The organism is Acidiphilium iwatense (genome assembly GCF_021556475.1).
GTDB classification, from domain to species: domain Bacteria; phylum Pseudomonadota; class Alphaproteobacteria; order Acetobacterales; family Acetobacteraceae; genus Acidiphilium; species Acidiphilium iwatense.
Map to the genome: position 1 here is coordinate 52,167 of NZ_JAKGBZ010000012.1, position 23,954 is coordinate 76,120.

The 23,954-nt window shown below is 64.5% G+C and carries 23 protein-coding genes; 13 read left to right on the forward strand and 10 right to left on the reverse strand.

What is annotated here, in order from left to right; genetic code table 11:
• The first annotated feature begins 102 nt into the window (after positions 1-102).
• The gene (locus L2A60_RS08160; RefSeq protein ID WP_235703884.1) at positions 103-885 is read left to right on the forward strand and encodes an IclR family transcriptional regulator; all 783 of its coding nucleotides are present in this window, start codon (positions 103-105) and stop codon (positions 883-885) included.
• 387 nt (positions 886-1,272) lie between these two features.
• Positions 1,273-2,451 carry a pyridoxal-phosphate-dependent aminotransferase family protein gene (locus L2A60_RS08165; protein WP_407932531.1) on the forward strand — a complete coding sequence of 393 codons (1,179 nt, stop codon included), beginning with the start codon at positions 1,273-1,275 and terminating at the stop codon, positions 2,449-2,451.
• On the opposite strand, the gene L2A60_RS08170 is transcribed toward L2A60_RS08165, so the two are convergent.
• Positions 2,433-3,809, reverse strand: coding sequence for a purine-cytosine permease family protein (locus tag L2A60_RS08170; protein WP_235703886.1), 1,377 nt, complete (start codon positions 3,807-3,809; stop codon positions 2,433-2,435). The genes L2A60_RS08165 and L2A60_RS08170 overlap by 19 nt on opposite strands.
• A gap of 89 nt (positions 3,810-3,898) precedes the next feature.
• Positions 3,899-5,263 carry a formimidoylglutamate deiminase gene (locus L2A60_RS08175; protein ID WP_268920184.1) on the reverse strand — a complete coding sequence of 455 codons (1,365 nt, stop codon included), beginning with the start codon at positions 5,261-5,263 and terminating at the stop codon, positions 3,899-3,901.
• 85 nt (positions 5,264-5,348) lie between these two features.
• Between L2A60_RS08175 and hutI the strand changes: the two genes are divergently transcribed.
• Genes hutI through hutU form a run of 4 tightly spaced genes read left to right on the forward strand, consistent with a single transcriptional unit; the run spans position 5,349 to position 10,598 of the window.
• Positions 5,349-6,557 carry an imidazolonepropionase gene (gene hutI, locus L2A60_RS08180; RefSeq protein ID WP_235703887.1) on the forward strand — a complete coding sequence of 403 codons (1,209 nt, stop codon included), beginning with the start codon at positions 5,349-5,351 and terminating at the stop codon, positions 6,555-6,557.
• A complete protein-coding gene (gene hutH, locus L2A60_RS08185) occupies positions 6,554-8,092 on the forward strand; it encodes a histidine ammonia-lyase (protein WP_268920185.1) in 1,539 nt (512 codons plus the stop codon). Before hutI ends, hutH begins: the two co-directional genes overlap by 4 nt.
• Positions 8,089-8,934: an N-formylglutamate deformylase gene (gene hutG, locus L2A60_RS08190; protein WP_235703888.1), complete on the forward strand. Its 846-nt coding sequence runs from the start codon at positions 8,089-8,091 to the stop codon at positions 8,932-8,934. Before hutH ends, hutG begins: the two co-directional genes overlap by 4 nt.
• Positions 8,928-10,598 carry a urocanate hydratase gene (gene hutU, locus L2A60_RS08195; RefSeq protein ID WP_235703889.1) on the forward strand — a complete coding sequence of 557 codons (1,671 nt, stop codon included), beginning with the start codon at positions 8,928-8,930 and terminating at the stop codon, positions 10,596-10,598. The genes hutG and hutU overlap by 7 nt, the downstream gene beginning before the upstream one ends.
• On the opposite strand, the gene hutC is transcribed toward hutU, so the two are convergent.
• Genes hutC through cysS form a run of 5 tightly spaced genes read right to left on the reverse strand, consistent with a single transcriptional unit; the run spans position 10,588 to position 15,821 of the window.
• The gene (gene hutC, locus L2A60_RS08200) at positions 10,588-11,340 is read right to left on the reverse strand and encodes a histidine utilization repressor (RefSeq protein ID WP_235703890.1); all 753 of its coding nucleotides are present in this window, start codon (positions 11,338-11,340) and stop codon (positions 10,588-10,590) included. The two genes, hutU and hutC, sit on opposite strands and share 11 nt — an antisense overlap.
• A gap of 48 nt (positions 11,341-11,388) precedes the next feature.
• Positions 11,389-12,249 (reverse strand): glycosyltransferase family 2 protein, encoded by an 861-nt coding sequence (locus L2A60_RS08205; RefSeq protein WP_235703891.1) that lies wholly within the window; start codon positions 12,247-12,249, stop codon positions 11,389-11,391.
• Entirely contained in the window at positions 12,246-13,649 is a 1,404-nt protein-coding gene (locus tag L2A60_RS08210) for an aspartate ammonia-lyase (RefSeq protein WP_235703892.1), read from the reverse strand. The genes L2A60_RS08205 and L2A60_RS08210 overlap by 4 nt, the downstream gene beginning before the upstream one ends.
• Before the next feature lie 28 nt (positions 13,650-13,677).
• Positions 13,678-14,475, reverse strand: coding sequence for an RNA methyltransferase (locus L2A60_RS08215; RefSeq protein WP_235703893.1), 798 nt, complete (start codon positions 14,473-14,475; stop codon positions 13,678-13,680).
• A complete protein-coding gene (gene cysS / locus L2A60_RS08220) occupies positions 14,472-15,821 on the reverse strand; it encodes a cysteine--tRNA ligase (protein ID WP_235703894.1) in 1,350 nt (449 codons plus the stop codon). Before cysS ends, L2A60_RS08215 begins: the two co-directional genes overlap by 4 nt.
• A gap of 114 nt (positions 15,822-15,935) precedes the next feature.
• On the opposite strand from cysS, the gene L2A60_RS08225 reads away from it, so the two are divergent.
• Positions 15,936-17,198 (forward strand): NRAMP family divalent metal transporter, encoded by a 1,263-nt coding sequence (locus tag L2A60_RS08225; protein ID WP_235703895.1) that lies wholly within the window; start codon positions 15,936-15,938, stop codon positions 17,196-17,198.
• Between the two features lie 3 nt (positions 17,199-17,201).
• Here L2A60_RS08225 and L2A60_RS08230 read toward each other — a convergent pair whose 3' ends face one another.
• From L2A60_RS08230 to L2A60_RS08240, 3 genes are all read right to left on the reverse strand, one after another.
• On the reverse strand, positions 17,202-17,591 hold the full coding sequence (locus L2A60_RS08230; RefSeq protein ID WP_235703896.1) for a type II toxin-antitoxin system VapC family toxin: 390 nt from the start codon (positions 17,589-17,591) through the stop codon (positions 17,202-17,204).
• Entirely contained in the window at positions 17,591-17,827 is a 237-nt protein-coding gene (locus L2A60_RS08235) for a type II toxin-antitoxin system Phd/YefM family antitoxin (RefSeq protein ID WP_235703897.1), read from the reverse strand. Before L2A60_RS08235 ends, L2A60_RS08230 begins: the two co-directional genes overlap by 1 nt.
• Positions 17,828-17,889: 62 nt before the next feature.
• Positions 17,890-18,405, reverse strand: a complete 516-nt coding sequence (locus L2A60_RS08240) for a GNAT family N-acetyltransferase (RefSeq protein WP_235703898.1) — start codon at positions 18,403-18,405, stop codon at positions 17,890-17,892.
• Positions 18,406-18,470: 65 nt separating this feature from the next.
• Between L2A60_RS08240 and L2A60_RS08245 the strand changes: the two genes are divergently transcribed.
• The 6 genes from L2A60_RS08245 to L2A60_RS08270 all read left to right on the forward strand — a co-directional run bounded on the left by L2A60_RS08245 (position 18,471) and on the right by L2A60_RS08270 (position 23,912).
• Entirely contained in the window at positions 18,471-19,862 is a 1,392-nt protein-coding gene (locus tag L2A60_RS08245; RefSeq protein WP_235703899.1) for a dipeptidase, read from the forward strand.
• Positions 19,859-20,806 (forward strand): glycosyltransferase, encoded by a 948-nt coding sequence (locus L2A60_RS08250; protein ID WP_235703900.1) that lies wholly within the window; start codon positions 19,859-19,861, stop codon positions 20,804-20,806. Before L2A60_RS08245 ends, L2A60_RS08250 begins: the two co-directional genes overlap by 4 nt.
• Positions 20,799-21,398, forward strand: a complete 600-nt coding sequence (locus L2A60_RS08255) for an ABC transporter ATP-binding protein (RefSeq protein ID WP_235703901.1) — start codon at positions 20,799-20,801, stop codon at positions 21,396-21,398. Before L2A60_RS08250 ends, L2A60_RS08255 begins: the two co-directional genes overlap by 8 nt.
• Entirely contained in the window at positions 21,395-22,186 is a 792-nt protein-coding gene (locus tag L2A60_RS08260; protein ID WP_235703902.1) for an ABC transporter permease, read from the forward strand. Before L2A60_RS08255 ends, L2A60_RS08260 begins: the two co-directional genes overlap by 4 nt.
• Before the next feature lie 62 nt (positions 22,187-22,248).
• Positions 22,249-23,022 (forward strand): SDR family NAD(P)-dependent oxidoreductase, encoded by a 774-nt coding sequence (locus L2A60_RS08265; RefSeq protein ID WP_235703903.1) that lies wholly within the window; start codon positions 22,249-22,251, stop codon positions 23,020-23,022.
• Entirely contained in the window at positions 23,019-23,912 is an 894-nt protein-coding gene (locus L2A60_RS08270) for an NUDIX hydrolase (RefSeq protein WP_235703904.1), read from the forward strand. Before L2A60_RS08265 ends, L2A60_RS08270 begins: the two co-directional genes overlap by 4 nt.
• Positions 23,913-23,954: the final 42 nt, after the last annotated feature.

The window sequence follows — 23,954 nt, forward strand, 5'->3', positions numbered from 1 at the left end:
TGCTTTTGGCTCGGCTGTTGATCGGAACCATAAGGAGTGCCGCAAAGATATGTCAACTAATAATATGTTGTGTCAATAGATGACACGATATATAATCGAAGCATGAAAAACTCCGACCAGACGAAGCCGAACGTGCCACTCGTCCGAGCGGTGGAGCGGGCGATTCGCCTGTTGCGCGCCTTCAGTCCGGCGAAGCCGCGCCTGACGCTGAGCGAACTCGCCCGGTTGACTGACCTGGATAAGGGAACCGCCCGGCGTCTTCTGCAGACTTTGACTTTGAACGGTCTCGTTGAGCACGACGGGGAAACGCTGCGCTATGCATTGTCGGCGGCGGTGCTCGAACTCGGCGCCGCGGTCGAGACCGGGCGGGAACTCCGCAACGTCGCGGCACCGCAACTCGCCAGGGTCGCGACGAACACCGGCTGCACCACGTTTCTCTGGGTTTATCGCGAAGGAATGGCGCTTTGCATCGAGCGCGTGCGATCCGGCGATTTCAGCATCGATGTCGCCTGGACCAATGTCGGCAGCAGGACGACGCTGAATTGCGGTGCCGGCCCGCGCGCGCTTCTGGCCTTCATCTCGCCGGAGGAGCGGCGAGATGCGCTATCGGGCGATCTCACGAAGCGGACGCCGCTCAGTCAGGTCGATCCGGAGATTCTCACGGCCGAATCCGAGCGTATTCGCGGTCAGGGCTGGGAGCTCGCCATCGACGATTTCGTGCTCGGGCTCGCGGGACTCGGGGTACCGGTTTTCGACCGCGATGGTCAATTGCTAGGCACGATCAGCATTACCACCCTGACGCCCCGTCTCGCCGGTGCGGAAGAATCGAGATGCCTTGAGCTTCTCGTTGCCGCCGCGAAGGAAATCGGCGCCGTCATGCGGTGAACCGGCGATTGCTGGTCGGGTCGGGATTTCGGGCGTGATACGGAGACCCGCCCGGATGTAATCGGGGCAAAACCTGGGGAAGCGGCGATATTTGGCTTGCGCCGACGCGGCTGCGTACGATTCAGTGATTTCATGTCACCGCCCGCCGATCTGTCCGACCTATCCCGTGCCGAACTGGAAGCATTGCTGGTGGAACTGCTGGGCGATGTGTCTGAGCTGAAGTGGGGTTGTGGCGGCGCAGCGTGACCAGATCACACGGTTGAAGGGCCTGAAAGGCCGTCCGTGGATCAAGCCGGGCGGCACGGCTCGTTCGATCCTTTTTCAAAGCACCAATTGTCGCCTATATTACCGACTGATGAGTAAAATAATCGAGTGGGAATGAAACACATGACAAAACGAAAGCCGGGACGCCTGTTCTTCGCCAATCCGGGACCGACCAACATCCCCGATTCCGTGCTGCGCGCGATGAATCAAGCGACCGTCGATTTCATGGCCGATGATTTTCTGGACGTCTATGATGCCGCCATCGCCGGCCTGAAGCGCCTGCTGTTCACCGCGGGCGAGGTGTTCATCTACACCGCGAGCGGCCACGGCGCCTGGGAAGCGACGCTGCAAAACCTCTTCTGCTCGGGCGACCGTATTTTGATGCCCGATTGCGGCTATTTCTCCCGGACCTGGGGGGCGATGGCCAAGAATCTCGACCTTGCCGTCGAAATGCCGGAAACCGACTGGCGACGTGGTCCCGACATCGCGGCGATCGCCGATCGCCTCGCCGCCGACAAATCCCATGCAATCAAGGCCGTTTGCATCGTCCATAACGAAACCTCGACCGGCGTTAGTCTGCCGCTTCCCGAAATCCGCGCCGCGATCGATGCGGCGAATCATCCTGCCTTGTTCCTCGTCGATTCCATCTCCTCGTTCGGCTCGCTGGAATTCCGCATGGCGGATTGGGGAATCGACGCCGTGGTCGGTGGCAGCCAGAAAGGCCTGATGCTGCCGGCGGGTCTGGCATTCACCGCGGTCGGCGAAAAAGCCCTGCAAGCGCATGGCCGCGCGACCCTCCCGCGCTTTTATTTCGACTGGACGAAAATGCGCGCCCGCCGGCATCGCAGCTTCACCGGCACCGTGCCGATCGCTCCGTTCTATGGCATGCGCGAGGCGGTGCGGCTGATCGAAGCGGAAGGGATCGAACAGGTCTGGCGCCGCCATCATCGTCTTGCGGAAGCCACACGCCGGGCCGTGTCGGTCTGGAGCGGCAATGAAGGCGTCGCTTTCTTCTGCGCCGATCCGAAGCGCCGGTCGGATTCAGTGACCGCGGTGAAAATGCCCGATGGCCACGATGCCGAAGCGGTGCGCGCGATCGCCTATGATCGTTTCAACGTCTCGCTCGGCAGCGGGCTCGATCCGCTCGGCGGCAAGGTTTTTCGCATCGGTCATATGGGCGATCTCAACGAGCCGATGCTGCTCGGCACGCTCGGCGTGGTGGAAATGTCGCTTCGCCTCGCCGATATTCCCCATGCAAGCGGCGGGGTGGATTCGGCGATCGACTACCTCGCCACCGCCTGAATCCGCATCCGCCGGTTCGCCAGAATATACAGGACCGACGGCACGATCAGCCCGAGAATCCAACTGATATCGGCACCGCCGAGAGCCTTGGCGATCGGCCCTTCGTAGAGATCGGCATTCATGAACGGGATCTCGACCAGAATGCCGATCCCGTAGATCGCCATGGTGCGCCAGTTGATCGTGCCGTAAACCCCCGCAGGATCGTAGATCGCGTCGATGTCGTAGCTGCCGCGCCGCACCAGATAGAAATCGGTCAGATTGATCGCCGTCCATGGCACGAACACATAGAGCAGCAAGAGCAAGAAATTCGTCATCGCGCCGACGAAATTGCCGCTTGCGGAAATCGCCAGCGCACTGCCGATGATCGCGGCGAGTGCTCCGACCCCGATCCGCAGCGCCATGCCGTTCGCCAGAACCTTGCGGGTCAACCCGTTTTCTCCGGCCGAGGTCAGAATGGTCGCAGCCGACATCGCCGATCCATACAGGTTGAGCACATTCGCCGCCGTGATGCCGAGCAGAATCACCAGCAGCATCAGCCAGCGCCAGGACGAACCGAGCAGCCCGGCGAAATATAGCGTCGTATCGGCATTTGCCGCCTTGCTCGCGATCAGCCCGGCCACCAGCCCCAGCGCCATCATCCAGATCGAGGCGAGCACCGAGCCGAGATAGGTATAGGCCGAACTCGACAGAAACGAGGTTTTTGCCGGCAGATAGCGCGAATAGTCGGCGACATAAGGTGCGTAGGTGATCTGCCATGTCGCGAAAATCGAAATACCGAGCACGATCATCGCGACCGGCGCCGGCTTGCCGGCCGCCAGGACCGAGCGGTGATAGTCGCCGATCAGAACGACCGTAACGATCGCGAATACCAGCAGAAACAACAGCGCCACGATGCGTTCGTAGCGATGGATCAGATCGTAGCCGAAAATCAGCAGAACGAAGGCGGCGATATCGGCAATGACGATGCCCAGCGCGGGAGGGACGCCGAGCAATGCGCTCGCCGCCTCGCCGCCGAGAATGGCGCTCAGGGTGAAGAAGCCCAGATACAGGATGATCACCAGAAACACCGGCAGGTTCGCGCCGAGCACGCCGAACTGCGCGCGGGACTGGATCATTTGCGGAATGCCGAGTTTGGGTCCCTGCGCCGCGTGATAGGCCATGAAGACGCCGCCGAGCACATTGCCGAGCACGATGGCGACCATCCCCGAGGCAAGCCCCAGCCCCAGCGATCCGGCGACCAGCCCGGTCGCCACCGTCGTCATCTGCATATTGGCGGAAAACCACAGCGTGAACAGCGAAGCCGGACGGCCGTGGCGTTCGGTTTCGGGAATTCGATCGATGGCGCGTCGTTCAAACATCGGGTTGAGTCCTTTACGATTCGGCAACGCTATCAAGCACGATGACGCGCTGCACCGTCAATATCTATTTGCATGTCTATGCAATCCGGTCACAGCGCGGCGGCGAGCCGGCGCAACACGGGCCGGAACCGCGCCACCGCCGCCTCGCGGGCGACGTGCCGCCCCTGCTCCACGACAACGCGCCCGGCGGCATAGACCCGATCGATGAGCTTCGAGCCGCCGACGAATACAAACTGATCGAGCCAGAATCCCGGCGGCAGAGCGGCAAGATCGGTACCGTCGCGATCGAGCACGACGATATCCGCCCGCGCTCCCGGCGCGATCGCGCCGACAGGCAGATTCAGCGCCTGCGCACCGCCGCGCAGCGCGCCCGCATATAGTGCCGTGCCCGCCGAACCGTTCGGGCTCAGCACCACCCGGCGCCGGTCGCGCAGGCGTTGCGACCCGTCGAGCTGACGAAGCTCCGCCGCCGCATCGATGCGGATCAATGAATCGCTGCCGATTCCGAACCGTCCGCCGGATTCGAGAAACCGCGCGCCGTCGAAAATACCGTCGCCCAGATCGGCTTCGGTGAGCGGACAGAGCCCGGCGACCGCGCCCGACCGCGCCATCGCTTCGGTTTCGGACGCCCCCATATGCGTCGCATGGATCAGGCACCACCGCGCATCGACCCCGGCATGGTCCAGCAGCCACTCGACCGGCCGCGCGCCGAGAGCGGCGACGCAGTCATCCACCTCCGCCACCTGTTCCGCCGCATGACAATGGATCGGCCCGGCGGGAAACAGCGCCGCGATCCGCGCGACATCCTCGGGGCGCGCGGCGCGCAGCGAATGTGGCGCCACACCAAGCGCCGCACCGGGCATTTCGGACCTGAGCATCGACGCCGTTTCCTCATGCAACCGGCAGAACCCGTCGATATCGTTGATGAATCGCCGCTGCCCCGGCTCGGCGACACGCCCGATTCCGCCCGCGCTGTAGAGGCACGGCAGCAGGGTGAGCCCAATTCCGCTCGCCCGCGCTGCCGCGACGATCCGCCCGGCAAGTTCCACCCGGTTGGCATAGGGTGTGCCATCCTTGTCGTGGTGCAGATAATGGAACTCGGCAACCGCAGTGAATCCCGCTTCGAGCATCTCGACATAGGCCATGGCGGTAACCGCTTCGATCTCGTCGGGATCGAATTCGTTGGCGGTCCGGTACATCACATGCCGCCAGGACCAGAAATCCTCACCGGGGCGCTGGCCTCGCTCGGCCAGACCGGCCATCGCCCGCTGAAATCCGTGACTGTGCAGATTGGGCAATCCCGGCAGGGCAATTCCCGGCACGGCTTCGCTTCCTGCCGGAGAAACCCCGGTCTCGACCTCGGCAATCCGTCCCGCATCGTCGATCGCGACGGCGACATTCTCGCGCCAGTCTCCATCAAGCCACGCCCAGGCAAACCAGAGCCTCCGCACCATGTCCGCTTTCCTTCCCGCACCCGGTTGATTATCCGTCGGGTTCAGTTGTATATACAACTCACGCGACGCTGTCAGGAGGAAAAATTTGGAGTGCGATCGTTTGTGGACCAACGCCCGAATCGCCACCTGCGCGCCGGGCCGGGCCGGGCTCGGCATGATCGGCGACGGCGCAATCGCCACGGCGAACGGGCGCATCGTCTGGTGCGGCAGCCGCGCCGAGCAGCCGGCCGGACTTGTCGCCGGCGATACGATCGACTGCGCCGGACGCCTGATCACGCCGGGATTGATCGACTGCCACACCCATCTGATCTTCGCCGGCGATCGTTCCGGCGAATTCGCGCGCCGTCTGGCTGGCGAGACCTATGCGGAGATCGCGCGCGGCGGCGGCGGCATCGTGGCGAGCATGCGCGCCACCCGTGCTGCGACCGAAGCCGAACTGAAAAACTCCGCCGCGAAACGCCTGTCCGCCTGGAAGGCCGAAGGCGTCACCACCATTGAAATCAAATCCGGCTACGGGCTCGACGAGGCGACCGAACTCCGCATGCTCGCGGCCGCGCGCGCGCTGGAAGCCGAAGCGGCCATGCGCGTCCGCGCGACCTATCTCGGCGCCCACGCGATCCCGCCCGACCTCACCCGCGAAGCCTATCTCGGGTTGATCTGCGACCGCATGATCCCGCGTATCGCCGAGCAAAGCCTCGCCGATGCGGTCGACGGGTTTTGCGAATCCATTGCCTTCGCACCCGATGAGATCGCGCGCGTGTTCACTGCCGCCCAGGCCCATGGCCTGAAGGTGAAGCTGCACGCGGACCAGTTGAGCGATCTCGGCGGCGCCGCCCTCGCCGCGCGATTCGCCGCCCTGTCCGCCGATCATCTCGAATACGCCAGCGCCTCCGGCATCGCGACGATGGCAAGCGCCAACACCATCGCGGTCCTGCTGCCCGGCGCCTATTACGTTCTCCGCGAGACCAGAATGCCGCCAGTCGATGCGATGCGCAGCACAGGCTGCGCGATCGCCATCGGCAGCGATTGCAATCCCGGCACCTCGCCGATCCTCTCGCTGCGTCTGTCCGCCCATATGGCCTGCGTGTTTTTCGGTCTTACGCTCGAGGAAGCCTGGCTTGGCATCACGCGCAACGCCGCCATGGCCCTTGGCGTCTCCGCCGAAACCGGCACGATCGAAGCAGGCAAATCCTGCGACCTCGCAATCTGGGACGAAGACGATCCAGCCTCGGTCCTAGGGTGGATCGGCCCCGCTCCCCTGCATCGGCGCATCTTGAAAGGTTTCGACGCATGATCGTTCTAACGCCAGGCCAAATGCGCTATGCGGATTGGCGCGCCATCCTTGAAGGCGAAGCCGTCTCGCTCGATCCGTCCTGCCGCGCTTCCGTCGAAGCCGGCGCGGCGGCGGTGGCACGCATCGTCGCGCGCGACGATGCGGTCTACGGCATCAATACCGGCTTCGGACGGCTCGCCTCCACCCGGATCGACCGCGCCGATCTTGCCCAATTGCAGCGCAATCTCGTGCTGTCGCACGCATGCGGCGTCGGCAATCCCCTCCCTGCGCCGGTCGTTCGCCTGATCATCGCGCTGAAGGCGACGAGTCTTGCACATGGCGCCTCCGGCGTGCGCTCCGAAACGCTCGATGCGCTGATGGCGCTGCTCGATCACGACATAATGCCGGTCATCCCCGCGCAAGGCTCGGTCGGCGCGTCCGGTGATCTCGCACCGCTCGCCCATCTGACATGCGGTCTGTTAGGGATCGGCGATGTGGTCGCGCGCGGCGTGCGCAAACCCGCCGCTCAGGCGCTGAACGAAGCCGGCCTCGCGCCCATCGTTCTCGGTCCGAAGGAAGGATTGGCCCTCCTCAACGGCACCCAGGTTTCGACTGGCATCGCACTCGCCGGGTTGTTTCGCGCAAAGCATCTCTGCGACAGCGCATTGATCACCGGCGCGCTCAGCACCGATGCCGCGCGCGGCTCGGATGCGCCGTTCGATGCACGCATCCACACCCTGCGCGGCCATGCCGGACAGATCGCGGTGGCTCGCCTTCTGCGCGACTACATGACCGGAAGTAACATTCGCGACTCTCATCGCATCGGCGATCCGCGCGTGCAGGACCCGTATTGCCTGCGCTGCCAGCCGCAGGTGATGGGCGCGGTATTCGACCTGCTCGCCAATGTCGCGCGCACGCTGACGATCGAGGCGAATGGCGTATCCGACAACCCACTGATTTTCGCAGACCAGAACGAGGTGATTTCCGGCGGCAATTTTCACGCCGAACCGATCGCCTTCGCCGCCGATATCCTGGCTCTCGCCATCGCCGAAGCCGGCTCGATCGCCGAGCGCCGCATCGCACTCCTGGTCGATCCCGCCCATTCCGGCCTGCCGGCGTTTCTGACGCCAAATCCGGGGCTGAATTCCGGCTACATGATCGCCCATGTCACCGCCGCCGCGCTCACCGCGGAAAATCGCATGTTGGCACATCCCGCCAGCGTCGATTCCATTCCGACCTCCGCCAACCAGGAAGATCACGTCTCGATGGCGACGCACGGCGCGCTGCGCACGCTGCGCATGGCGGACAATCTCGCCGCGATTCTCGGCATCGAATATCTGCTTGCCAGCCAGGGTCTCGATTGCCTGGCACCGTTGCAAACCAGCCAAACCCTCGCGCGCGCTCACGCCTTGCTGCGCGCCGATGTGCCGAAACTGGAGGACGACCGGCTCGCAGCCCCCGATATCGCTGCCGCCCAGGCACTGATCGAGAGAGGTGCGCTGGTCCGGGCGGTCGCCGGCGATTCCGTTATCGATCTGGAGCGCGATTTCCGATGACCGGCACCGATTTCATCACGGTCCGCCCAGGAAACTCCCGGCTGATCCTGAGTCTGCCGCATACCGGCACCGATATCCCGGACGATCTCGCGCCGCGTTTCGTCTCGCGCTGGCAAACGCTCGCCGACGCCGATTGGTGGCTCGAAAAACTCTACGATTTTGCTGAAGACCGCGACGTCACCATCATCCGCACCACGATGTCGCGCAGCGTGATCGACGTCAATCGCGTTCCCAGCGGCGTCTCGCTCTATCCCGGTATGGCGACCACCTCGCTCTGCCCGCTCACCGATTTCGATGGAGCGCCGCTCTACAATGAGGGCCAGGAACCGGACGACGCGGAAATCGCCCGCCGCCGCGTGCGCTATTTCGAACCGTATCACGCGATACTGGCGCGCGAGATCGCCCGCCTTCGCGATTCCCACGACCAGATCGTGCTGTTCGACGCCCATTCGATCCGCTCGCGGATTCCGCGCCTGTTCGACGGCCTGCTCCCGGTCTGCAATATCGGCACGAATGGCGGCGTCACTGCTTCGCCCGCGCTGGTCGCCGAAATCGTCGCTCTCTGCGCCGCCAGTCCGTTCGATCACATCGTGAACGGGCGTTTCAAGGGCGGCTACATCACCAGGCACTATGCCGCGCCGGAAGCCGGCGTTCACACCGTGCAGCTCGAACTCGCCTGCCGCGCCTATATCGACGAACCCGAAGACGCCATCACCGAATCCAACTGGCCGCCGCCCTATTCTTCAGACCGCGCCAGTACAATTCGCGACCTGCTCATCCCCATCATCGGCGCCTGTCTCGATTTCCCGATCGTCCGCCGACCCGGAGACACATCATGCTGACCCGAATCGACAATGCCCGCACCATCCGCGCGCCGCACGGCAACATTCTGAGCGCCAAATCCTGGCTCACCGAAGCGCCGCTGCGCATGTTGATGAATAATCTCGACCCCGATGTCGCCGAACGTCCCGAGGAACTCATCGTCTATGGCGGAATCGGCCGTGCGGCACGCGACTGGGAGAGCTACGACCGTATCACCGCCGCGCTCAAATCGCTCGAAGCCGACCAGACGCTGCTCGTCCAGTCAGGCAAACCGGTCGGCATCTTCCGCACTCATGCGGATGCGCCGCGCGTGCTGATCGCCAATTCGAATCTGGTGCCGCACTGGGCGACTTGGGACCATTTCAACGAACTAGATCGCAAAGGCCTGATGATGTACGGCCAGATGACGGCCGGGTCCTGGATCTATATCGGCTCGCAGGGCATCGTTCAGGGCACCTACGAAACCTTCGTCGAAGCCGGCCGCCAGCATTATGACGGCGATCTTTCGGGCCGCTGGATACTAACCGGCGGCCTGGGCGGCATGGGCGGCGCTCAGCCACTCGCCGCGACCATGGCCGGCGCCTCGATGCTCGCCGTCGAATGCTCGCCCTCGCGCATCGAAATGCGCCTGCGCACCCGCTATCTCGACGTTCAGGCCAGCACGCTCGATGAAGCGCTATCGATCATAAGCCACGCCACGAAGAGCAAAAAGCCGGTCTCGGTCGGCCTGCTCGGCAATGCCGCCGAAATTTTTCCTGACCTTCTCGCGCGCGGCGTGCGGCCCGACATGGTCACCGATCAGACCTCGGCGCATGATCCGGTCAATGGCTATCTTCCCGCCGGCTGGACCGTCGCCGAATGGGAAGACCGCCGCGTCCGCGATCCACGCGGCACCGCCGAAGCCGCCAAACAATCCATGGCCGCGCAGGTCCGCGCCATGCTCGGCTTCTGGCGGAACAAAATCCCGGTGCTCGACTACGGCAACAATATCCGCGCCATGGCGCAGGATGTCGGCGTCGCCGACGCGTTCGATTTTCCGGGTTTCGTGCCCGCCTATATCCGCCCGCTCTTCTGCCGGGGCATCGGGCCATTCCGCTGGGCGGCCCTGTCCGGCAATCCCGAGGATATCTACCGCACCGACGCCAAGGTGAAGGAACTCATCCCGGACAATCCCCATCTGCACCACTGGCTCGATCTCGCACGCGAACGCATCGCCTTCCAGGGGCTGCCCGCGCGAATCTGCTGGGTCGGCCTGGGCGATCGCCATCGCCTCGGGCTCGCCTTCAACGAAATGGTGGCGAGCGGCGAATTGTCGGCGCCAATCGTAATCGGCCGCGATCATCTCGATTCCGGTTCGGTTGCGAGTCCCAATCGCGAAACCGAGGCGATGCGTGACGGATCGGATGCAGTCTCGGACTGGCCGTTGCTCAACGCGCTGCTCAACTGCGCCTCGGGCGCGACCTGGGTGTCGCTTCATCATGGCGGCGGTGTCGGCATGGGATATTCGCAGCACGCCGGCATGGTCATCGTCGCCGACGGCACCGAAGCGGCGGCGCAGCGCCTCGCCCGCGTGCTCTGGAACGATCCCGCCACCGGGGTCATGCGCCACGCCGATGCCGGTTACGATACCGCGATCGACTGCGCCCGCACCCACGCACTCGACCTGCCCTTCCTCACGCGGTGATCACCGTCGAAGCCCGGCTGCCCAGGCTGTAGCGCGAGCCTGGGTAGATGAACTCGCTTTGCGTCGCGGAAATGCCGTTGCTCCAGGTGCGGCGCAGCAGCACCAGGCAAGCGGCATCGTCCGCCGGCCCGAACTCGAGCAGTGCGCGCACCGCCGGCGCCGGCGTCGCCGCATAGGCGGTGTGCTCGATCTCGGTCGCCGGGCCGAGGCGCAGCAGATAACGCGCCGTGGTTTCCCGCGAAAAATCGGCATTGAGATAATCGGGCGCGAATTTCGGCGAAACGAAACGGTCCTCGAGCTGCACCGGCACATCGTCCTCGAAATGCAGCACTGTGGAATGAAAGATTTTCGCACCCGGCCGCAGCTCGAACCCGATCGCCTGGGTCGGCGTCGCCCGCACCGCTTCCAGCGCGATCAGTCGCATCCGATGAGTGTGCCCGCGCGCCGTGATATCCTCGGCGATGTCGTGGATTCGCAAAAATTCCTGGCGCGGCCTGCGCTCGGCGGCGAAGGTCCCGACCCCCTGAATCCGCGAAACCACGCCTTCCGTCGACAATTCCCGCAAAGCGCGATGCACCGTCATGCGCGAAACGCCGAAATGCGCGGTCAGTTCGTGCTCCGATGGCAGGCGCGCGCCCGCGCCCCAATCGCCGGCTGCGACGCGCGCGGCGATATTGCGTTTGACCTGCTCGTAGAGCGGACGGGGCTTTCCGAATGCCGGATCGGTTACATTATCGGTCATCTGACCGGCGATCATATCGGCGACAATCGCCGCCGTCCAATATTCCGATCAGAAAACCTCGGAAAATCGATCCGGTATCCGCCATAATCTCGGCCCCTGAATCGACAGATCGATGCGATAGGTTTCGCTCTCGCGGCCGATGCGGCTCGCGATAACCGCATCCAGGCAGGCGCGCATCTCTTGTGTCGCTTCGTCCGCGGGGATGTCGCTCAGCCGCCCGGCGGCGCCGAAGCCCTCGAACATGCGCAGCCAGTCTTCATCGCTCAATCGCTGATGGCCTGCCTGATCCGGGTGCGACCAGGGCTGGCTGCGCGAACGGTGCAGCCGGCGTATCCCGGCATCGCGATCGAAATAGCGCAGATGAAACATGTAAAGACCGTCGAACACGGTATCGGATGGCATGCAATGAAATCCCGGAGACCAGTCCAGCGGTCCCCGCGTCAGTGCCGGCTTGCACATCGGGCTGTGAAACCAGGCATAGCGGCGCTGGTTCAGCACTTTCCGCTCCGCCGAGAAAACCGGCTCGCGATCGTAAACATGCTGCAATTCGAGGCCGATCAACGAGACGACATCGCGTTCGCAACGATCCGCATAATCGGTCAGGCTCGCATAACGCGCCGGATCGGCGACCGCGAACTCGTCCATATCGACATGCAGAACGTAGCGATAACGCTTCAGAAGTTCACCCGCAAAAAGCCGGATGAGTGCCAGATGGCGATAGTCGTCCTGCGCCGAGCGCAGCAGCCGGACGACCTGCGCGCCGCCAACCGCCGCCCCCGAACCATCATCGGTGCCGTGATCGAGCAGATAGCAATTCTCGAGACCAGCCTGGCGTCGATAATGCCCGAGCCAGAGCGGCAGATGCACCGGCTCGTTGTAGAACTTGCAGATAACCGCGAGCGGTTTCACGGCGCCGGCGCACGGGTCCGCATCACCTCGCCCACCAATGCCTTGGCGTCGAGAATCGTGTCGAGATCGGCGCCGGGCATCACCTCGGCGGCCAGCTCGCGCACCGTCCGCCCGGTCGCAAGCGCCATCTTCGCCACCGCCGAGGCGCGTTCGTAGCCGAGATACGGCACCAGGGCAGTCACCGTCGCCGTGCTCGCCTCCAAATGCTTTATGCAATTTTCGGGATTGGCCTGAATCCCGTCGACGCACAGCGTCGCGAACACCTCGACCGAGTTGCGGATCAGCTTCATGCTGTTCAGCGTATTATGCGCGATCAGCGGCTCGAACGCGTTGAGCTGCAACTGGCCGGCCTCGGCCGCCATGGTGATCGCGAGATCATGGCCGATCACCTGAAAGCAGACGATGCTGATCATCTCGGGAATCACCGGATTGACCTTGCCCGGCATGATCGAGGAGCCGGGCTGCATGGCCGGCAACGCGATCTCGCCGAATCCGCCGCGCGGACCCGACGACAGCAGCCGCAGATCATGGGCGATTTTCGATATCTTGGTCGCGATCCGCTTGAGCACCGCCGAGAACATGATGAAGGCGCCCATGTCCCAGCTCGCTTCGAGCAGGTTCGACGATTGCACGAACTCGATCCCGCTGAGTCGCGACAGCGATTCGATCGCGAACGGACCATAGGCCGGATCGGCGTTGATCCGCGTGCCGATCGCGGTGCCGCCGAGATTGATCTCGGTGAGCAGCTTGGCGGCTTCGTCGAGCCGCTGGATATCCTCGCGCACCGTGGTCGCGAAAGCGCCGAATTCCTGGCCCAGCGTCATCGGCACGGCATCCTGCATCTCGGTGCGGCCGAGCTTCACCACATCGGCGAATTCGCCGGCCTTCCGCTCGAAGGACGTGGCGAGCTGGTCGAGCCTGTCGCTGAGCGCATCCTTGCCGAGCAGAACCGCGAGCCGCACCGCCGTGGGATAGGTATCGTTCGTCGATTGCGACATATTCACATGATCGTTCGGATGCACCCGATAATCGCCGCGTACGCCGCCGAGCAGTTCCGAGGCGCGATTGGCCAGCACCTCGTTCATATTCATGTTGGTCGAGGTTCCCGCCCCGCCCTGGATGACATCGACCGGAAACTGATCGTGCCATTTCCCGTCGATGATTTCGCGCGCCGCCTTGTCGATCGCTTCGGCGATCACCGGGTCGAGCTTGCCGAGCCGCGCGTTCGCGCGCGCCGCCGCGGTCTTGACCATGGCGAAAGCGACCAGAAGATGCCGGTGCTGGCCGATGGTGAGATCCGAGATCGGAAAATTGCGCAACGCGCGTGCGGTGGACGCACCCCAATAGACATCGCCTGGAACCTCGATTTTGCCAAGGCTGTCGTGATCGATCCGAGACATGCTTTCCCCCGTTTGGAATTTAATTTCTCTACCCTGTTTCAATGCCGGAGTCGCGGGCCCGAAGGCCGTGCCCATGCGCCAATTCGGTGACGATGCCATGCAATGTGCGCAACTCCTGCTCGGTCACTTCGCCGCGCTGGAAGAAATGACGGATGTTGCGCACCATCCCAGGCCGTTTCGGCGCGTTGCGCAGGAAGCCGGACGCATCGCATTCGGCGATCAGATGGGCGAGAAAATTCTCGAGTTCGCTCTTGGTGGCCACGCGGGTCTTGTGGGTCTGCAATACGCGCGAGGGCACCGCCTCGCCGGCCATCCACCACTCATAGGCCATCACCATCACCGCCTGCGCGAGGTTGAGCGACATGAAGCCCGGATTGAGCGGATAGCGGATCAGGCTGTCGGCATGAGCAATGTCGTCATTGTCGAGCCCCGCGCGTTCCGGGCCGAACAGCAGCCCCATGCGCAACCCGCGTGCTCCGATCGCGCGCAATTCCGCCGCCGCACCTCGCGCGGTAAGCAGAGGCTTGACGATATGGCGCGGCCGCGGACAGGTCGCGAACACGCGATGCAGGTCGGCCACCGCATCGGCGACTGTTTCGTGCAGGCTTGCCGCTTCGAGAATCCGAACCGCCCCCGAAGCGGTGCGAAACGCCCGATCCTGCGGCCAGCCATCGCGCGGACTAACAAGCCGCAGGTGAAACAAGCCGCCATTGCCCATGGCGCGCGCGACCGAGCCGATATTCTCCGCAAGCTGCGGCCGCACCAGGATAACCACCGGCGACGGATCGATCGGGTAAAGATCGGCGCCTTCGTCGCGTCCGGTCATGCGCGCCGCCAGCTTGTGCCCGCCGGGCTATCCTCCAGAATGATGCCGCTATCGGCGAGTTCCGCGCGGATCGCATCGGCGCGGGTGAAATCCCTGGCGCGGCGCGCGGCAATCCTTTCGGCGATCGCCGCTTCGATGCGCGCGGTATCCGCATCGTCGCCCCGAAACCAGTCTGCGGGCCGATGATTGAAAACACCCAGAATCGCGCCCGCCGCCTTCAGCGACGATGCCGCATTCCGGTCGCCCGCCAGCGCCGCATCGGCCAGTGTGTGCAGCGCCGCAATCGCCCCCGGCGTGTTCAGATCGTCGGCGAGCGGCAACAACACGGAGTCGGGAACCGTATTCGCCACCGCCCAATCGCAATGTGCCGCCAGCGCCCGATAGAACCGATCCAGTTCCCGTTTGGCTTCCAACAGTGCCGCATCGGTAAAATCCAGCGTGCTGCGATAATGCGTCTTCAACAGCAGAAACCGGATCACCTCGCCCGGCGCCCGTTCCAGGGCCTGTCCGACGGTGATGAAATTGCCGAGCGATTTCGACATTTTCTCGCCGTTCACCAGAAGCATTCGGTTGTGCAGCCAGTAGCGCGCGAAGCCCGAACCGGGAAACGCGCAGGTCGATTGCGCGATCTCGTTCTCGTGATGCGGAAAGATCAGATCGTCTCCGCCGCCATGGATGTCGAAGCTCTCGCCGAGATGCTTCCAGCTCATCGCGGAGCATTCGATGTGCCAACCCGGCCTGCCGCGTCCCCATGGGCTGTCCCATCCCGGCAGCTCCCCGGTCGATGGCTTCCACAGCACGAAATCGCCCGGATCGCGTTTGTAGGGCGCCACATCCACCCGCGCTCCGGCGAGCAATTCGTCCGGGCTGCGGCCGGAAAACGCGCCATACTCCGCGTCGGATTTCACCGCGAACAGCACATGGCCCTCCGCTTCATAAGCGTGGCCCCGCTCGATCAGCCGTTCGATGATCGCGACGATCTCGACGATATGGCCGGTCGCCCGCGGCTCGATATCCGGCGGCAGCGCGAACAGTGCCGCCATGTCCCGATGATACCATTCGGTCGTGCGTGCGGTGATCGAAGCGATCGCCTCGCCGGTCTCGCGCGACTTCGCGTTGATCTTGTCGTCGATGTCGGTGATGTTGCGCACGTAAGTCACGCGCGGAAACACCTGCCGCAGCAGCCGCACCAGCACGTCGAACACCACAACCGGCCGCGCATTGCCGATATGCACATGGTCATAGACGGTCGGGCCGCACACATAGAGCTTCACATGGCCGGGATCGATCGGCACGAACGCCTCGCGCCGCCTTGATTTGGTGTTGTGCAGCCTGATCTCGATCATGGCGGCGATTTCCTCCGCGGATCATCGGAAGTCAACCGGCCTCCGTTGACAGGACTAAACCGGTCCTGTATCCATTTCGACAGAAATTGCGAATAGTTCTCATTATCATCTCTGATGGAGTACGCCTTGTCGCAGACCGTGACCCGCCCGAAGCAGAGCCGCTCGCGTCTGCCTTTTCTCGCCGTGCTGGGGCCCGGCATCGTCGTCATGCTGGCCGATACCGAGGTCGGCAGCATCATCACCGCCTCGCAATCCGGCGTCGCCTGGGGCTACCGTCTGCTGCTGCTGCAATTCCTGCTCATGCCGATCCTCTATGTCGTGCAGGAACTCACGGTCCGCCTGGGTATTTTCACCGGCAAGGGCCATGGCGAGCTGATCCGCGACACGTTCGGCAAAGGCTGGGCGTGGCTCTCGGCAAGCGGCCTCGCGGTCGCGACCGTCGGCGCGCTTCTGTCGGAATTTTCGGGCGTCGCCGGCGTGGGCGAACTCTATGGCGTGCCCCGCGCCGTCACCCTCACCCTTGCGGTCGCCTTCCTCCTGGTCGTCGCCTTCACCGGCTCCTACCGCAGGGTGGAGCGGGTGGCGATCGCGCTCGGCCTGTTCGAATTCGTGTTCTTCGGCATCGCCTTCGTCTCGCATCCCGACCTGCACGCGATCGCGACGCAAACCTTCCAACCCGCTTTGGGCAATCCGGGCTATCTCTACCTTGTGGCGGCGAATATCGGTGCCGTCATCATGCCCTGGATGATCTTCTACCAGCAATCGGCGGTGGCCGATAAAAAACTCGGCCCGGCGGATTTCAAATATGCCCGCTGGGACACCGCGATCGGCGCGGTCATCACCCAGCTCGTCATGGCCGCCGTCCTGGTCGCCACGGCGGCGACCATCGGCGCGCACAACCCCAATGCCAGCCTCAATTCCGTGGGTGACATTGCCGCCGCCCTCACGCCCTATCTCGGCGTCACAATTGGAAAACTGGTCTTCGGCATCGGCGTGCTCGGCGCCGGGCTGGTCGCGGCGATCGTCGCCTCGTTGGCGCTGGCCTGGGGCCTCGGCGAGGTCGCCGGCTATCGCCGCTCGCTGGAAGACCACCCGCTGCAAGCCAAATGGTTCTACGGCGTCTATGCCGCCTGCCTGATCCTTGGTGCCGTGCTCGTCGCCGTCGTGCCAAACCTCGTCATCCTCAATATCGCGGTCGAGGTGATGAACGCCCTGCTGCTGCCTTTGGTGCTCGGCTTCCTGATCATGCTCGGCCTGCACGCCTTGCCCGCGCATCTCAAGCTGCGCGGCTGGTATATGGGCCTGACGATTTTCCTCTCCGTCGTTACCGCCGGCCTCGGCGTCTATGGCGGGCTGACCGGCGCCGGTTTGTTCTGAGCTTCAGCCGATCAGCGTCACCAGCTCGGAATACGGCACAAGCACGGCGTCGGCGGTCAACAGCCGTGCCGGTTCGGCCATCGCCTGGGCGAGAAGAAGGTGATCGAACGGATCGCGATGCCGCACTGTGATCCCTGCCACCAGCGCGGCGACCGCGGCGGTCACCGGGTATTCGGCAAACCCGCTTTCAACCGCCGCCGCCGCGATTTCCTCCGGCCGAACCGGAAAATCGACCCGCCCGAGCCGCGCCTTGATCGCGATTTCCCAGATGCTGACCGCGCTGAACAGAACCGTATTGGCCGGGTTTTCGATATCCGTCTGCCATCTTTTGCCCAGCCGGTCAGGCTCCACCAACGTCCAGATCAGCACATGGGTATCGAGCAGAACCCGCATCAGCGTGGTTCGAAACCGTCCAGCACATCATCCGGCAGGGGCGCATCGAAATCATCCGGCACCCGGAATTTTCCCGCCAGAATTCCCAGCCGCCGCTTCGTTCCGACCGCGTTCAACGGCACCAGCCTGGCCACCGGTCTGCCGGCCCGCGCAATGATCGTCTCATGCCCGGCCTCGGCCTCATCGATCAGCCGGGACAATTGCGTTTTGGCGGCGTGAATGTTGATCGCGTTCATCGCTTAATCTCGATTTCGACCGGACTAGACTTAGTCCATTTCATCTGCCGCCGCAAGCCCGATCACAACCGCAACCGCGCCATCGCCAAGCTGTCGATGAACACGCCATCGCGCAGCACCTCGTCGCGCAAACCCCCCTCCACTTCGAAGCCGAATTTCCGGTAGAGCGCGATGCCCCGCGCATTGTCGGCGTTTACCGTCAGCGAGATACGTCGGAGTCCAAGCCAATTATCGGCAAGATCGAGCAGCGCCGCCATCAGCGCGCTGCCGACCCCGCCGCCGACATGATCGTCGTGCACGAAAATCAGCATCGAGGCGGAATGTGCGGTCCGCCCTTCGCCACGCATCAATGACGTGGTGCCCACGATTTGCCCGCCCCGTTCGGCGACCAGCGCGGCGGCGACCGGATAGCCCATCCATGTCCGTGCGAATTCCACCGAAACGAACGGCGTGCGCAGCGTGCCGAACCGCACGCCCGGCAGGTTCATCAGCGTCGCGATAGCCTCGGCGTCGCCCGGTTCACGGGCGCGAATCAACATATCCCCCGATTCACGGGCGCGGATCGACACATCCGCCATCGTCACTCTTTCCTCATCGTCGTTCGGCGTCTATCTCTTGGTGAGCATAACGGAGAGACAGAACGATGAGCAATCCATCGATCGACGCGATTCTCGCCCATATCGACGCGCATCTCGACGACTCCCGCGCCCGATGGTTCGACCTGCTCCGCATCCCCTCGATCAGCGCCCAGCCGGCCCACAAGCAGGATTGCATCCGTGCGGCGGCCCATGCGCGCGACCTGCTCGCCGGGATGGGGTTCGAGGCTCGCCTGGCGGAAACCGCCGGCCTGCCGGGCGTGATCGCGACCCATCTCAAAGCCGGCGCCCACGCGCCGCGCGTGCTGTTCTACGGCCATTACGACGTGCAGCCCGCCGACCCGCTTGAACTCTGGCATGCGGACCCGTTCAACCCGCAACTGGTGGACGGGCCGCACGGCAAGCGCGTGATCGCGCGCGGCGCGGTGGACGACAAGGGCCAGGTGATGATGGTGCTGGAGGCAATCCGCGCATCATTGGCGGTCACCGGCAGGCTTCCGGTCAACCTCACTGTCTTGCTCGAAGGCGAGGAGGAATGCGGCAGCCCCTCCCTCGAAGCCATGCTGAACGCCGAGCGCCACGCCCTCGCCGCCGATTTCGTCCTGGTTGCCGACACCAACATGTGGAACATCGATACGCCGGCGATCACCACGTCCCTGCGCGGCCTCGCCGCGATGGAACTGAAAATCACCGGCCCCAACCGCGATCTGCATTCCGGCCTGTTCGGTGGTCCGGCGCTGAACCCGATCCGCGCGCTCACCCGCATCCTCGGGGATCTGTTCGACGAGAACGGCACCATCCGCATTCCCGGCTTCTATGACGGCATCACCCAGATTCCCGAAGACGTTCTGAAATCCTGGCGCGCCACCGGCTTCGACGATGCGGCCTGGCTCGGCGCGATCGGCCTCGCTCATGCCAGCGGCGAGCACGGCCGCTCGGTTCTGGAACAGAACTGGGCACGCCCCACCGCCGAGATCAACGGCATTTTCGGCGGCTACCAGGGTGACGGCAGCAAGACCGTCATCCCCGCCGAAGCCGGCGCCAAGCTCACCTTCCGCCTGGTCCCCGGCCAAGACCCGGAACGCGTGATCCAGGGTTTCAAACATTTTGTCACCGAACGTCTGCTGCCCGACGCACGCGCCGAATTCACCGTGTTCGGCGCCTCGGCCGGGCTGACCGTGCCGATCGACGCACCCTATGTCGTCGCCGCCCGCCACGCGCTGGAGGCCGAGTTCGGCAAACCGCCGGTGCTCGCCGGCTGCGGCGCGTCGATCCCGGTGGTCGAAGCCTTCGAGCGCCAACTCGGCCTGAAAACCCTTCTGGTCGGTTTCGGCCTCGACGATGACTGCATCCACAGCCCCAACGAGAAATTCGAGCTGCGCTGCTTTCATCGCGGGATGCGCGCCGAGGCGCGGATGCTCGCCGCCTTCGCCGCTTGATCCGAATCACCGCTAAACTCTCAACCCGCTACCATCCCGGTCTGGGCGAGTTCGAGGCGCGCAGCCTGCCCCGCTCGCGCCTCGATCCGGTTTTCCGCTCCTACGCTCGCCGCCTCCGGCCCGCGCGCCCGCGTGCCGTCTCGGGTAAACCTCTTGTCTTCACTACGCTGTTCGGCGATTCCGCCTATGAGGATTGCCTCGACCTCACCCTCACCACCCTCTACCGTTACGGCGGCTATCGCGGCGATATTCTGCTCCTCACCGACCGGCCCGAAACCATGATTCGGCGGCGTTTCGCCCGCCATTGCTGCGGCAAGCTCCTCATCCAGCCGATCGACTACGCCGATGCCGAAACCGCGATGCTTCAGCGGTTTCGGCTCACCGAATTCGGGCTCGACGGCTACGGCCCGTTCCTGCATCTCGACAGCGACATCCTGGTCCTCGGGCCGATCGCCCCCATTCTTGAAGCGACCTACGGCTCGTCAAAATTTCTGATCGCCACTGAAGACCGCTTCTGCCCGCAATACCGCGACATCCCGGCGCAGGCTCTGCCGGAGGACGGCATCACCGACTGGTATGGCGTCTGGCTGATGAAACAGCGCAACAGCCAAATCGCGCATCTGCGCTTCGCCAATGCCGGCGCGTTCGCCTTCGCCGGTCTTGCGCTGGTCCACGATCTGTTTGCTGACGTGTTCGCCCTCGGCACGGCACAGCGCGGCACCCGTTTCGCCCATTTCGGCGATCAGCCGATCCTGAACATCCTGCTCCACGAGCGCCACCTGGGCGATTTCGACGTGCTGGACGCGGCGCTGGACTATCTGCGGCCAATCGCGACACCATCCCGCACCCGCCCATTCCTGCACTTCAATGCAATCCACGGCGGTCCGGCCAAACGCGCCGCCATGCAGGGTTTTCTCGACGCCTGCGCGATCGCCGATGCCTGAACGCCTCAGCGCGCGGGGCCTGACCGGCGCTGCCGGCGGTCCGTTCGGCATCGCTCTCGGCCGGGGCGACGCGATGGCCATCACCGGCCCGTCCGGTGCCGGCAAATCGGTTCTGCTCCGCATGATCGCCGATCTCGACCCGCACGAAGGCGCCATCCTGCTCGACGGAGTGGACCGCGCGACCATCGCCGCACCACTGTGGCGCAGGCGCGTCGCCTATCTCGCCGCCGAACCGGGCTGGTGGCACGACGATACCGCCCCGCATTTCCCCGATCGCCCGCGCACCGAAGCGCTGATGCCGTCGCTGGCCCTCGATCCCGGCCTGCTGAACCAGCCGGTCCATCGCCTCTCCACCGGCGAGCGCATGCGCCTCGCCTTTATCCGCACTCTGCTCAACGAGCCCGAGATTCTGCTCCTCGACGAACCCACCGGCGCGCTCGACCCGCACGCGACGGCTCTTGTCGAAACCCTCCTGATCGAACGCCTGCGGGCCGGCGCCGCCCTCATCCTGGTCACCCACGACATGGCGCAGGCCTCCAGGCTCGGCGCCAGGCGGTTTCACCTCGAAGCCGGCACGCTCACGCCGCGATGAAGCCGATCCTGCTCACCCCGTTCGATCTCATCATCGCGTCGTCCCTTGTCGTGCTCGACGCGGTGGTTTCGGTTCTGCTCGGCCTGCGCCTGCACAAGCAAATTCTGGTCGCCGCCGCGCGCTGCACGATCCAGCTCCTGCTGATCGGCTTTCTGCTCCGCTTCGTGTTCGCGATCGACACGCCAGCACTAACGCTCGGCGTCATCCTGGTCATGGTCGCCATCGCCGGGCGTGAGGTCGCGGCACGACCGGAAAAAAAACTTGCCCGCTACGGCAACCAGATCGCCGGATTGTCCGCGGTGGCCCTCGCCACCTTCGTCACCGCGATTTTTGCGCTTGCCACGGCACTGCGCCCGCATCCGTGGTATGATGCGCGCTACGCCATCCCACTCGCCGGCATCATGCTCGGCAACGCCCTGAACGCCGCCTCGCTCTCGCTCGACGCGCTGCTGTCGGGGGTGATGCGCGAGCGTTCGGCGATCGAGGCGCAACTCGCCCTCGGCACGCGGTTCCGCGACGCGATGCGCCCGTTGATCCGCGCCTCGGTCCGGCGCGGCATATTGCCGATCATCAACACCATGTCGGCGGCTGGAATCGTCACCCTGCCCGGCATCATGACGGGCCAGATCCTCGCCGGACTCGACCCGGTCGAGGCGGTGAAATACCAGATCCTGCTGATGTTCCTGCTTGCCGGCGCCAACGGCATCGCCGCCGTCGGCGCCGCCTATTTCGCGGCTGCGCGCCTCACCGATTCCCGCGAGCGCCTGCGCGTCGATCGGCTGAAATAGGCGGCGAAATTGCGCCTCCGGCGCGCCGCTGCCATGATCGCCTCGGTTAAGGAGACAAGCCCATGCCCGATCCGTTTCGCGGCCGCCACGCGCTGGTCACCGGCGCATCGAGCGGCATTGGCGCCGAACTCGCCCGGCAGCTCGCCCAGCGCGGTGCTAATCTCGTCCTCGTCGCGCGGCGTGAAGACCGGCTCGCCGAGCTCGCGAAGGAATGCGCGCTGTTCGGCGTCGCCGCCGAGGCCGCTCCCGGCGACCTCGCCGATCCCGCGATCCGTGCCGATCTCGCCGCGCGCTTCCCGGATACCGACATTCTGGTGAACAATGCCGGGCTCGGCGCCTTCGGCCCGTTCGCCGAAACCGAATGGGACCGGCTCGAGCGGGTCATGACGGTCAACATGACCGCACTGACCCATCTCACCCATCTGTTCGCCCCCGGCATGGCGCAGCGCGGCTTCGGGCGGATCATGCTGGTCGCCTCCACCGCCGCGTTCCAGCCGGTGCCGCTCTATGCCGTCTATGCCGCAACCAAATCCTTCGTGCTGTCGCTCGGCACCTCGCTCAATGTCGAACTCGCGGGCCAAGGCGTGAAAACCACGGTGCTCTGCCCCGGCGTCACCGAGACCGAATTCTTCGCGGTCGCCGCGCAGAAGAAATCCGCCTTCGTCGAGCGCAGCTCGATGAGCAGCGCCACGGTCGCCCGCATCGGACTCGACGCTTTGGCGAAAGGCCGTGCCACCGCGGTTGCCGGCGCGTTGAACGCCGCCATGGCGTTCGGCACCCGCCTCGCTCCGCGCGGCCTCACCGCCCGGATCGCCTATCGGTCGCTGAAACCTTGAGCGGCGAGCCGATCCACGCCGAACTGATCGCCGTCCCGGTCGCGGTCACCGGGGCGCGGCCGCGCGTGCTCACCCTGTTCGACGGCAGCGCCCTGCCCGCCGGCCCGCTCGAATCCGGTCATCGCTCGCTCCAGGCCGGGCTGCGCAACTGGGCCGAACGGCTGACCGGCCATCCGCTCGGTTATGTCGAGCAGCTCTACACCTTCGCCGACCCCGCGCGCAGCCGCACCGGGCGCAGCATCTCGATCTCCTACCTCGCCCTCACCGCCGAGACCCGCACGCCGCTCGGCGGCCGCGTCTCCTGGCAGGATTGGTATCGCTATTTCCCGTGGGAAGACCGGCGCGAAAAAATCGCGACGATCGAAACCGCGATCAAACCCGGTCTCGACCATTGGTCCGCCGGTTCGGATGAACACCGCGCCCGCGCATCCCTCTGTTTCGGGCTGGACGGTGCCGCCTGGAACGAAGACCTCGTGCTGGCGCGCTACGAATTGCTCTACGAGGCCGGGCTGGTCCGCGAAGCCGCGCGCGACGGCCGCCCGGCCCATGGCGCATTCGCCCCTGGCGCGATCATGACCGCCGATCACCGCCGCATTCTCGCCACCGCGATCAGCCGACTGCGCGCCAAGATCAAATACCGGCCGATCGTCTTCGAACTGATGCCGGAAAATTTTACCCTCCTCGATCTGCAACGCTGCATTGAAGCCATCGCCGGACACACCCTGCACAAGCAGAATTTCCGCCGCCTGATCGAGAGCCAGAAGCTCCTGGAAGAAACCGGAAGTTTGGCGTCCGGCTCCGGCCGGCCGGCCAAATTGTTCCGCTACCGGCCCGAGATTCTGGCCGAACGCGCCCATGCGGGAACCCGGCTGACCCTCGCGCGCTCTTGACGGTATTATACTCGCTTCTAATGTAAAAAACGCAAAAACACG

Bases quoted from the DNA above. Each gene is read 5' to 3' on its own strand.
- L2A60_RS08245 (WP_235703899.1), top strand. From the start codon at position 18,471: ATGAGCAATCCATCGATCGACGCGATTCTCGCCCATATCGACGCGCAT.
- L2A60_RS08235 (WP_235703897.1), bottom strand. From the start codon at position 17,827: ATGAACGCGATCAACATTCACGCCGCCAAAACGCAATTGTCCCGGCTG.
- L2A60_RS08240 (WP_235703898.1), bottom strand. From the start codon at position 18,405: ATGGCGGATGTGTCGATCCGCGCCCGTGAATCGGGGGATATGTTGATT.
- L2A60_RS08160 (WP_235703884.1), top strand. From the start codon at position 103: ATGAAAAACTCCGACCAGACGAAGCCGAACGTGCCACTCGTCCGAGCG.
- hutU (WP_235703889.1), top strand. From the start codon at position 8,928: ATGCTGACCCGAATCGACAATGCCCGCACCATCCGCGCGCCGCACGGC.
- L2A60_RS08230 (WP_235703896.1), bottom strand. From the start codon at position 17,591: ATGCGGGTTCTGCTCGATACCCATGTGCTGATCTGGACGTTGGTGGAG.
- L2A60_RS08265 (WP_235703903.1), top strand. From the start codon at position 22,249: ATGCCCGATCCGTTTCGCGGCCGCCACGCGCTGGTCACCGGCGCATCG.
- L2A60_RS08255 (WP_235703901.1), top strand. From the start codon at position 20,799: ATGCCTGAACGCCTCAGCGCGCGGGGCCTGACCGGCGCTGCCGGCGGT.
- L2A60_RS08210 (WP_235703892.1), bottom strand. From the start codon at position 13,649: ATGTCTCGGATCGATCACGACAGCCTTGGCAAAATCGAGGTTCCAGGC.
- hutH (WP_268920185.1), top strand. From the start codon at position 6,554: ATGATCGTTCTAACGCCAGGCCAAATGCGCTATGCGGATTGGCGCGCC.
- L2A60_RS08175 (WP_268920184.1), bottom strand. From the start codon at position 5,263: ATGGTGCGGAGGCTCTGGTTTGCCTGGGCGTGGCTTGATGGAGACTGG.
- L2A60_RS08215 (WP_235703893.1), bottom strand. From the start codon at position 14,475: ATGACCGGACGCGACGAAGGCGCCGATCTTTACCCGATCGATCCGTCG.
- L2A60_RS08260 (WP_235703902.1), top strand. From the start codon at position 21,395: ATGAAGCCGATCCTGCTCACCCCGTTCGATCTCATCATCGCGTCGTCC.
- L2A60_RS08170 (WP_235703886.1), bottom strand. From the start codon at position 3,809: ATGTTTGAACGACGCGCCATCGATCGAATTCCCGAAACCGAACGCCAC.
- cysS (WP_235703894.1), bottom strand. From the start codon at position 15,821: ATGATCGAGATCAGGCTGCACAACACCAAATCAAGGCGGCGCGAGGCG.
- hutG (WP_235703888.1), top strand. From the start codon at position 8,089: ATGACCGGCACCGATTTCATCACGGTCCGCCCAGGAAACTCCCGGCTG.
- hutC (WP_235703890.1), bottom strand. From the start codon at position 11,340: ATGACCGATAATGTAACCGATCCGGCATTCGGAAAGCCCCGTCCGCTC.
- L2A60_RS08165 (WP_407932531.1), top strand. From the start codon at position 1,273: ATGACAAAACGAAAGCCGGGACGCCTGTTCTTCGCCAATCCGGGACCG.
- L2A60_RS08225 (WP_235703895.1), top strand. From the start codon at position 15,936: ATGGAGTACGCCTTGTCGCAGACCGTGACCCGCCCGAAGCAGAGCCGC.